This is a genomic window from Pseudomonadota bacterium, assembly GCA_034189865.1.
In the GTDB taxonomy this organism is placed as follows: Bacteria; Pseudomonadota; Gammaproteobacteria; order UBA5335; family UBA5335; genus JAXHTV01.
The window spans coordinates 1-2,129 of the sequence record JAXHTV010000068.1 but is presented as its reverse complement, the minus strand read 5'-3'; the positions used below and the strand labels follow the sequence as shown (position 1 = coordinate 2,129).

The following is a 2,129-nucleotide window of genomic DNA, read 5'->3' as shown; positions in this document are numbered from 1 at the left end:
ATTTATACCTGGCCGGTTTGCTCATCCCTCGAGCAAAGCTTTAGTTCAATTTTTTATTAGCGCTCGACCCCTTGATTATCGATTGGAATAAATGGCGGCTGCTTGCCGGAGGCGGGCGGCCACTTCCTCTCGGAGGGACGCGGGTTCGATCACTTCGACTTCCGGCCCGTAGCGTAGGATGTCCAACACCAGTTCCTGCGGGTGACGATAAGGAATGGTGAGCTCGTAGGACCCGTCGGCAAGCAGGCGCCCTTGTTGCTGCGGGTGCCATATTTCCCCCGCCACCCAGCGGGCCCGATAGGCGTTAAAGCGCAGCACGGCTTGTTTGTCCGGGGTGCCGGAGAATATTCCGTATGCGCCCGCCAACTGGGTATCGAGTTGCTCCTCCGGGCAGTCGATGGCCGCTTGTGCCGTGGCTCGTGGCGCCTGGATGCGATCCATTGCGTAGGTGCGCACTGCTTCGGCCTGGTGACACCAGGCATCGAGATACCAATTGTCACGGTAGCGTGTCATTCGCTGGGGGGAGACGGTGCGTTGGGCCTGGGCGTCGCTGCCGCGCGCGTGGTATTGGAAAATGCATTGGCGGCGTTGCAGCAGCGCATCGGCGAGAACACGAAAGGTGTCTATGGGCGTTTGCCTGGCGGCCATGGGCAGAATGCGCAGGCGCCGTTGCGCTTCGCCCGCGCCGAGCTGTTCGCGTGCCAGCAGGATTTCGATGCGTTGCCGCAGTGGGGCGATTTCCTCTTGCAGCAACCCGGGCTGCACGGCCCGGAGCAGTTCCAGGCTGGCGATGAGCGCGTACAGTTCGGAGGGGTTGAACCACAGGCCGGGCAGTTGGTATTTCGATTCCGCACTTTCCTGGTAACGGTAACCGCCGGTGGTGTGGTTGGTCACGATGGGGGCGTTGAGAAAGTCCCGCATGTAAGAAATGAGGCGGGTTAGCGTGGCACGCGTGCACTCCAGTTCGCGCATGAGGCTTTCGGCGGAGACGGGTTGCCGGGCGCCAGCTAAACGTTTGTGTAAAGCGTGCACCCGGTCGAACTTATCCATGTCGATTTTTCCAAACTGCACCGAGTCGAGGGCGATGACTAAACAAACGACCCCATGTATTCCAGCGAAACGACGACGTGATTAGCTGGGTTTACTGGATTTAGTCGGCGCTGTAAAGCTTTTTCCTAAAGGCACACGTACCGGGTTGAAATTGGACTTTTTATAGATGTCGATTGGGTTTTCTCCGGTCTGCCAGGAATTTCTTGGAAACAAGTGTAAAGACGGTTCGTTTAACAAACCTCACTGACCCACTGCGCGATGACGGACAAATCCAATGATAGTCAGTCTCACGGCGGTAGAGTAGAGAACAGATGCGCGGATGGAATCAGGCGCGTCGCCGCGCTTGGGCGGCAGACGCCTGTTGGGGCTGACGTTGCCGGGCGAAATCTATAATCGCGCTTGCCGCCGCTTTGTAGCCACCAGCCTGGCGGAGGCTTCGCCCGTAGGCGATAGCGCTGTTCTTAAAGGCGGCATCATTCAGCACTTGCATCACTTGCCGCCGGATACCCTCCGGCGTTAAGGCTTTGCGTCCGAGACTTTGTGATACGCCAAAACGCCCGAGTCGACGGGTATTGAATGCTTGTTCGACCTGCTGAGGCACAACGATAACGGGCACGCCGAAGTAAAGCGCTTCATTCAGGCTGTTCATGCCGCCATGGGTGATAAACGCATCGGCCCGTTTCAGGACTTCCAGCTGCGGGACAAAGTTCTCGACCGTGAAGTTGTCGGGAATGGGTCCGAGATCGGCCACTGAGTTGTTGCGGCCGATGGACATCATCACGTTCAGATCTTCATCCGCCAACGCGTCCATGACCGCGCGGTAAAAACCCAAATCCTGGTTGTGCAGGGTGCCGAGTGATACGTACACCAGCTTTTTTTTGTTGAAAAAGTCGAACTTCATCGATCCGGCGTCGCGCCCGTCCGGAATGGAGGCGCCCACGAAGCGAAAGTCCCCCACCAATTGATTGACGAAGGGTTGATACTCACGCGTGTTGAATACGATGTTGAGGTCGCCCAAACAGGCGAAAAAGTCGAACACGTGGTAGAAAATCCCGCGAAACTCCACGCCGATTTTCTCG

Annotated in this window: 2 protein-coding genes; both read right to left on the bottom strand. The window is 57.4% G+C overall.

The genetic code is table 11. The features are described 5' to 3' along the window. Positions 1–75 precede the first annotated feature (75 nt). A complete protein-coding gene (locus SVU69_13750; GenBank protein MDY6944061.1) occupies positions 76–1,050 on the bottom strand; it encodes a WYL domain-containing protein in 975 nt (324 codons plus the stop codon). Positions 1,051–1,375: 325 nt separating this feature from the next. Beyond that, positions 1,376–2,129, bottom strand: a 754-nt coding sequence (locus tag SVU69_13745) for a glycosyltransferase (GenBank protein MDY6944060.1), incomplete at its 5' end; no start/stop codon positions are given.